Source organism: Candidatus Hydrogenedentota bacterium (genome assembly GCA_018005585.1).
Taxonomy (GTDB): domain Bacteria; phylum Hydrogenedentota; class Hydrogenedentia; order Hydrogenedentales; family JAGMZX01; genus JAGMZX01.
This window is the reverse complement of record JAGMZX010000176.1, coordinates 3,888-11,547: the sequence shown is the minus strand read 5'-3', so window position 1 is coordinate 11,547 and position 7,660 is coordinate 3,888. Positions and strand designations below refer to the sequence as shown.

Here is a 7,660-nt window from a genome sequence, read left to right as displayed (position 1 = left end):
TACCGGCGGTATTCAATCTGGGCTGGACCAGGTACAGCAGGCAGCGTCAATGCCGGGAACAGGCGCATGCCATAACGTTGCGGGGAAGAACCGTGGAAGCAGGGAATGTGGATTCCAGGGAACATGTAGAGGCTATCCTGAATAAGGCGCGGTTCATCCAGTATCTTGGAATCGAACTAGTCGACTTCGGGCCGGGTTGGTGCGATACCCGGCTGGCGGTGGCGGACATGCACCTGCAGCAGGATGGCTTTGTGCACGCTGGGGTCGTCGCCACGATGGCGGACCACACGGCGGGCGCCGCGGCCGGCACGCAGGCACGGGCGGGCGAGGTCGTGCTTACGGTCGAGTTCAAGATCAATTTCCTGAGGCCAACGGTTGGCGAGTGGCTGCGGTGCCGCGCGGAAGTGTTGCGCGCGGGCCGGCAACTCACCGTGACGGAATCGTCCGTATTTGCGTGTCAGGGCGGCGCGGAAAAGCTCGTGGCCAAGGCGATGGTGACGCTGGCCATGGTCAAGAGTGGCAATGGGTCTGGCTGACGCATGAACTATGTGCTTCTCGCGATTCCGGTGTTCTTTTTTCTGATGGGTGTGGAATGGGCCGTGAGCGCGCTGGTGCTGCGCCGCAAGGTCTACCGGCTGAACGACTCCATCAACGACCTGAGCATGGGGGTTATTGACCAGGTCGGCGGTGCGTTCCTGAAGACCCTTGTTTTCATGGGATACCTCTATATCTGGGAGCGCTGGCGCTTGATGGACATGGGCGCGGCGCATCTGTGGGACCCCGCCGCGCCGTTGCCGGTCTGGGTGCTGTGCTTTCTACTGCAAGACCTGATGTACTACTGGGCGCACCGGGTCAGCCACGAGAGGAATCTTGGGTGGGCGACCCACATCGCGCATCATCAGAGCGAAGAGTTCAATCTCGCTGTGGCGCTGCGCCAGGGGGTGTTTCAGGGGCTCTTCTTCTGGGTATTCTATCTGCCGCTCGCCCTGGTCGGTTTTCCGCCCGCCGTCTTTGCCGCTGTGACGCAGGTCAATGCGCTATACCAGTTCTGGATTCACACGCGGATCATCGGCAAGCTCGGGCCGCTCGAGTGGGTGTTTAACACGCCGTCCCACCACCGGGTCCATCACGGCTGCAACCCAAAATACATCGACCGGAACCATGGCGGGACGTTGATTATCTGGGACAGGCTGTTCGGCACGTTTCAGGAGGAGGAGGAAGAGCCGCAATACGGGACCGTAACGCCGCTCAAGAGCTGGAATCCGCTCTGGGCACAGGTATATTACTTCGCGAGACTTCTTGCGCTGGCGCGCGTCACCCCGTCGTGGCGCGACCGGCTGCGTCTGTGGTTCAAGCCGCCCGCATGGCGGCCCGCCGCCGTCGAGGAAGACAAAACGCCGGAGACGCGGCAGCCCGGCTACGAGAAGTACGACGCTCGCGCCCCGCGCCTTCTGGGCGCCTATGCCGCCGTGCATTTCGTGGTCATCCTGACCCTTGCCGTGGGGTTCGTGGGCGCCGAATCGGCAATGCCCGCCGGACAGCGCATTCTCGCCGCGCTGCTGATCTTTGCGACAGTGCTGAGCCTGGGCGGGATCTTTGACCGGCGGCGCTGGACGCCCTTCGTCGAGGCGGCGCGGTTGCTGGCGCTGGGCGCGAGTCTGGGCGCATACGGGGGCGGGTTGTATGGCTGGCCCGTGTTTCAAGGCGCGGGCGCGAACTTGGCCACACTGTTTCTTGTAGCCGCCTCCCTTGTCGTGCTCTTCTTGCGGCGCTCCTGTTTCGTGGCATCGCGGGCTTCCTGAAATCCGCGCGCGCAGACTGCTACAATGACCGCCGCGGGAAGAGTCCCGTACATCAACCAGGAGGAAGGGAGCGTCATGGCCGGGGAGTATCAAGCCGCATATGAGGAGTCGATTCGCAATCCGGAGAAGTTCTGGGGCGCGGCGGGCGAGGCCGTGCAGTGGCACCGCAAGTACACGCGCGTCCTGGACGCGTCGCGCAGACCCTTCTATGGCTGGTTCCCGGACGGGGAGCTGAACACCTGCTACAACGCGCTGGATTGGCACGTCGAGTCGGGCCGGGGCGATCAGGCCGCGCTGATTTACGACAGCCCGGTGACGGGCGTCGTGCGGCACATCACGTACCGGGAACTGCGCGAGGAAGTGGCCCGGTTCGCGGGGGCGCTGCGTTCGTTGGACGTGTCGCGGGGCGACACGGTGATTATCTACATGCCGATGATCCCGGAAGCGGTGGTGGCGATGCTGGCTTGCGCGCGAATCGGGGCGGTGCACTCGGTCGTGTTCGGCGGTTTCGCGCCGCACGAATTGGCGGTGCGCATTGACGATGCGAAGCCCAAGGTCATTCTGTCCGCTTCATGCGGCATAGAGGGCAAGAAGGTCATCGAATATCACCCGCTGTTGGACAGGGCCATCGCGTTGTCGAGCCATCGTCCTGACCGGTGCGTCATTTTCCAGCGGCCGCAGGCCGCCGCGCCGCTGACGCCGGGGCGCGACCTCGATTGGACCGTGCTGATGCGCGACGCGGACCCTGTCGGCTGTATACCCTTGCGCGCGACGGACCCCCTGTACATCTTGTACACTTCGGGAACGACAGGTCTGCCCAAGGGCGTCGTGCGCGAGAACGGCGGCCATGCCGTGGCTCTGAAATGGACCATGAAATATCTTTACGGCGTCGAGCCCGGCGACGTGTACTGGGCCGCGTCCGACGTGGGCTGGGTGGTGGGACACTCTTACATCGTGTACGCGCCGCTGCTCTATGGCTGCACGACCGTGCTGTACGAAGGAAAACCGGTCGGCACGCCCGACCCGGGCGCGTTCTGGCGTGTCATCGCGCAGCACGGCGTCAAGGCGCTGTTCACCGCGCCCACGGCCATCCGCGCAATCAAGCGGGAGGACCCGGAGGGCCACTATCTGAAGCAGCACAACCTTGCCGGATTCAAGTATTTGTTTCTTGCCGGCGAACGGCTCGACCCGGACACCTATCACTGGGCCAGCAAGCTCCTCAATGTGCCCGTGATCGACCACTGGTGGCAGACGGAGACCGGCTGGGCCATAGCGGCGAATTGCGCCGGCCTCGAATTTCTACCGATCAAGGCAGGGTCGCCCACAAAACCCGCGCCGGGATACGAGGTGGCCATTCTCGACGGAGAGGGCCGCGCATTGCCCACCGGGAAGGAGGGTGTCATTGGCATTCGCCTGCCACTGCCGCCGGGCACGTTTCCGACCTTGTGGCGCAACGACGCCAAGTACGTGGAATCCTATCTGGACCCGTACCCGGGGTATTACTTCACGGGCGACGGCGGCTACATCGATGAAGACGGCTATCTGTACGTCATGGGCCGGGTGGACGATGTGATCAATGTGGCGGGGCATCGCCTCTCGACGGGCGCGATGGAAGAGGTGATTGCACAGCACCCGGACGTGGCGGAATGCGCCGTCGTCGGCGTGGCAGACGACTTGAAGGGCCAGTTGCCGTTTGGGTTTGTCGTGTTGAAGAATGGCGTCGAACGCGCGGAAACCGATGTTGTGGGCGACCTGATCCGGATGATCCGCGACCAAATAGGCGCCGTGGCCTGTTTCAAACAGGCTTCCGTCGTCAAGCGGTTGCCGAAAACGCGCTCGGGCAAGATTCTGCGCGGCACCATGCGCAAAATGGCCGACGGTCAATCGTACAGCGTGCCGTCCACCATCGATGACCCGGTCATTCTCGACGAGATTGCGAGCTCTCTGAGGGAGAAGGGGTTTCAGCCGTTGCCGCGGGCGTGATGAGGGGCCGCCATGCTCCTGGTGAAGATGCTCGATAAGCCGGCCTGGTACGACGTGAAGACACGGCTCTTGTCACTGGGCAGGGCCAGCGTGCGTGACTTCCTGCGCCAGACTGTAACACCGCGCGAAGGGGGCCGTGTCCTCGACGTCGGCTGTGGTACCGGAGCGCATGGCCGGACCTTTGCGGGCAGGATGCGTTATTTTGGCGTCGATCAGAACGGAGTCTACGTTCGACACGCGATTGCGCGGCGCGGAGAACCCTTTGCTGTAATGGACGCCGCCAAGATTGCCTTTCCTGATGGCGCTTTTGATGTCGTATTCGCGGTTGGCCTCTTCCATCATCTTTCAGATGCGCAGGCGGTGGCCGCCGCGCGCGAGATGAGACGGGTGACGAAGGACAACGGCACAGCCTTGGTCATTGACGCAGTTCTGCCGCCCCAATGGAACCTGCTCGGGCGTTGCCTGTGCCGGTGGGACCGCGGGCATCACGTGCGGGAACAGGCAGCGCTAACGGCCCTGCTCGCGCCCGAAGGGTTTCGATTGCTGCTCGAAAACATACCTCGGAGCTTTCCTTACCAGCGCGCGGTATGGGTATTGGACGTATTGCGCTCATAACCGGCGACGAGTAACGAGGAAGGTTATGGGAATCCCCCGCTCAGAGATATGCTTGCCAGCAAGCGGACCAAGAGGAATTCCGTGACGCATTTTCTGCTGGGCTGAGCGGTAGCCAACGCGCCGGGATTTGAGAATCGCGAACAGGCGGCCGTTGCGATGGTGGTCGAATTGCCATCACGCTTTCGGTCACAATCCTGCCCTTGGCCTGTTTTGCGCGGACGTGGCCTTCGCCATCGCCAAGCGGCGCGGCTACACCGCGCTGTTGGTCTTGTTCGCGTTTCACTTGCATCTTCTGGGAGACGTGGCAGGCGCGAGAGGGCCGGATGGCGAACAGAGGCCCGTTCCCTGTTGGTGCCCGTTCCTGGACGCGCCGCAAATCACGTGGCCGGGACAGTGGGCGCTCAACGCATGGCCGAACCTCATAATCACTGGCGTGGCGCCTGTTTTGATGTGCATACTCTCTTGACGCAGAGGATTCGTGCCGCTGGACATGGTCTCATAGCGGGCTGACCAGGCCTTCGTGGATACCATGCGCGAACGAGTTGGCCAAGGAACGGGCCACTGGCCGGAGGGCAGTCATGGAACGCCGACAGAGTCACCGGATACGGACCAGGAGAATTGCACGGATGCGAAAACGGGTGCTGTTCTTGCTGGGTGCCCTGGTAATCGGACATTGGGGCGTCTTGGCGGAGGAATCCTGGGTCCCCGATGATTTCGTCCTGTTCAATGTCACGCCGCCATTCATGCGCGTGCCCGGCAATTTCGAGCCGGTGACGGTCGGGCCGTATATCGAGCATGTGCGCGGCGCTGTCCAGACGGGGCCATCAACTGTCTGGCAGGTGCGTGTTGCCGAAGATTTGCCAGAAACGATTGAGGGCCGTCCCGTTTCAGCCAATGCCATGCAAGGCGATACTGCGTGGCTCGGCACAGCGGCGGGGCTATTTGCGCGGCGAGGTTCGGACCTGCAGAGGCACCCCAGCTATGGCGTAGACGGGCCGCTTGCATCGGAGATCACGGCGCTCGCCGTGGATTCTCGGCAGACGCTGTGGGTGGGTACGCCGATGGGACTAAGCAAGCGCGACCCGGATGGAACATGGTCGCATTTTCAGGGCCGCCAGGGGCTGCCGGTCGAGGACGTGACCGCGCTGGCAATCGATGCGAACGACCATATATGGATTGGCACGTCCGAGGGGGCCGTACTGTACACGCCCTATGAGAAAGGGCGGCAGTGGTACTACCGCGCGGGGAAACGGTATCTGCCGGGCGATTGCGTGCAATCGATTGCCATCGAGCCTGGCGGAACGCCCGTATATTTCATGACGGACGCAGGGCCGGGCCGGATCGACCTGGTGCAGACGACCCTGCTCGAAAAGGCGCAAACCATCGAGCGGCGCGTCAACGAACGGCATCGCCGGCTGGGCCTGGTGGCGGAATGCGTGCTGGACGACGCCGAACATCCGACGACGTATACGATTCCGGACTTCGATAATGACGGATTGTGGACAGCCTACCATGTCGCGGCCATGTCCCTGTGCTACGGCGCTACGCAAGACCCCGCGGCAAAGGCCTCGGCGCGGGAAAGCATGCATGCGTTGTACATGCTCCAGAACGCTTCCGGCATACCGGGACTCGTGGCACGCAGCGTCGTGCCCGCGGACGCCGGCCGTTCGAAGGGCCCGCAATGGCGCCCGACGCCGGACGGCGCGATGTACTGGAAGAGCGACACGTCTTCCGACGAGATCGACGGGCATTATCTGGCGTTCTACGCGTACTTCGAGCACATTGCGCAACACGACGCGGCGGAACGCGAGACGATCGAGAAGCAGGTGCGTGTAGTCACCGACTATCTCATCGACAACAATTACCGGCTGATTGACTGGGATGGGAAACGGACGCGCTGGGGCTTCTGGGACCCGGAGACGCTCAACAGGAGCGGGTATGATTACATCGAAGCGGGCCTGAACTCGTTACAGATGCTTTCGTTCTTGAAGGTTGCCCATTACATTACAGGCGAGCCCCGGTACGAGGAACACTACCGCAAACTGGCCGTGGAGCACCATTACCTGAGCAACATCCTGCTGACGAAGAAGTGCTTTCCGGACGAGAATAACCACAGCGACGACCAACTCGGATTTGTGGCCTGGTATCCCATCCTGCAACTGGAGCATGACCCGCGTGCGCGCAGGGCGCTGGCGGCGGGTGTACGGCGGCACTACGAGGTAGTCAAGCCAGAAAAGCCCAGCTTCTACACGTTCGTATACGCCACCGTGGACCCCATGGGCGCGGATATCCGGGGTGCGATAGAGAACCTGCGCGAAATCCCGACGGACCGCCGCCTTTGGCCGGTACGAAACAGCCATCGCGCCGATGTGGAGTTTGCCTCGTTGCCGAACCGTTTCGGCGAACCGGTTTTGACGCGGGTATTGCCCGCCGACGAGCGCCCGTTCAAGAAATGGAATGCGGACCCCTATGAGCCTGACAGCGGCGATGACGGGCGGATGGAAGACGACGGAAGCGCGTATCTGTTACCGTATTGGATGGCGCGGTTTCACGGTTTCATCCGGGAAGCCGAATAACAGGAAATGAACGTGCAGCGATGCATAGGAAGGAGGCCCGGATCATGAGTATCAGGCATGCTTCAACACGACGAGAGTTCTTTCGGCAGACGGCGCTCATGAGCCCCTTGGCATGTGTATTGCTCGCCTCCCGAAACGCCGGCGCCGCGCCTGAGGATTGGCACATCGGCTGTTATACGCGGCCGTGGGACAAGTACGACTACCGAGTGGCGCTGGACGCCATCGCCGAGGCGGGATTCCACTACGCCGGGCTCATGACGACCAACTCGCCCACACATCTTGTCATCTCGGTGCAGACCACGCCCGAAGAGGCGCAGGCGGTCGCGGAAGCGTGCAAGGAACGCAAGCTTGCGGTTCCGTCCGTCTATGGCGGCGATATCCCCGTGACGCAATCGCTGGAGGCGGGCATCGCGGGGATGAAGAAGCTGGTCGACAACTGCGCCACGGTGGGCGCAAAGAACTTGATGATGGGGGGCGTGGGGGACCCGGCCGTGCAGGGGCTTTACTACGAGGCCATCAAGGCATGTTGCGACTACGCGGCGGAAAAGGGCATCGGGGTCAGCGTGAAGCCGCACGGCGGATTGAATGCCACGGGGCCGCAGTGCCGCGGAATCATCGAGCAGGTCGGGCACAAAAACTTCCGGCTCTGGTACGACCCCGGCAACATCTTCTACTACTCCGACG

6 protein-coding genes are annotated in these 7,660 nt (G+C 62.5%); all 6 read left to right on the top strand.

What is annotated here, in order from left to right:
- Positions 1-107 precede the first annotated feature (107 nt).
- Positions 108-536 (top strand): PaaI family thioesterase, encoded by a 429-nt coding sequence (locus KA184_20955; GenBank protein ID MBP8132058.1) that lies wholly within the window; start codon positions 108-110, stop codon positions 534-536.
- A gap of 3 nt (positions 537-539) precedes the next feature.
- The gene (locus KA184_20950) at positions 540-1,802 is read left to right on the top strand and encodes a sterol desaturase family protein (GenBank protein ID MBP8132057.1); all 1,263 of its coding nucleotides are present in this window, start codon (positions 540-542) and stop codon (positions 1,800-1,802) included.
- A gap of 75 nt (positions 1,803-1,877) precedes the next feature.
- Complete coding sequence (locus KA184_20945; GenBank protein ID MBP8132056.1) at positions 1,878-3,785, top strand: propionyl-CoA synthetase; 1,908 nt, start codon at positions 1,878-1,880, stop codon at positions 3,783-3,785.
- 12 nt (positions 3,786-3,797) lie between these two features.
- Positions 3,798-4,400 carry a class I SAM-dependent methyltransferase gene (locus KA184_20940; protein MBP8132055.1) on the top strand — a complete coding sequence of 201 codons (603 nt, stop codon included), beginning with the start codon at positions 3,798-3,800 and terminating at the stop codon, positions 4,398-4,400.
- A 626-nt stretch (positions 4,401-5,026) separates the two neighbouring features.
- Positions 5,027-6,976, top strand: coding sequence for a hypothetical protein (locus KA184_20935; GenBank protein MBP8132054.1), 1,950 nt, complete (start codon positions 5,027-5,029; stop codon positions 6,974-6,976).
- Between the two features lie 44 nt (positions 6,977-7,020).
- Positions 7,021-7,660 (top strand): sugar phosphate isomerase/epimerase (locus KA184_20930; GenBank protein ID MBP8132053.1); only part of this gene is annotated, 640 nt, incomplete at its 3' end.

Bases quoted from the DNA above. Each gene is read 5' to 3' on its own strand.
- KA184_20950 (MBP8132057.1), top strand. From the start codon at position 540: ATGAACTATGTGCTTCTCGCGATTCCGGTGTTCTTTTTTCTGATGGGT.
- KA184_20945 (MBP8132056.1), top strand. From the start codon at position 1,878: ATGGCCGGGGAGTATCAAGCCGCATATGAGGAGTCGATTCGCAATCCG.
- KA184_20940 (MBP8132055.1), top strand. From the start codon at position 3,798: ATGCTCCTGGTGAAGATGCTCGATAAGCCGGCCTGGTACGACGTGAAG.
- KA184_20935 (MBP8132054.1), top strand. From the start codon at position 5,027: ATGCGAAAACGGGTGCTGTTCTTGCTGGGTGCCCTGGTAATCGGACAT.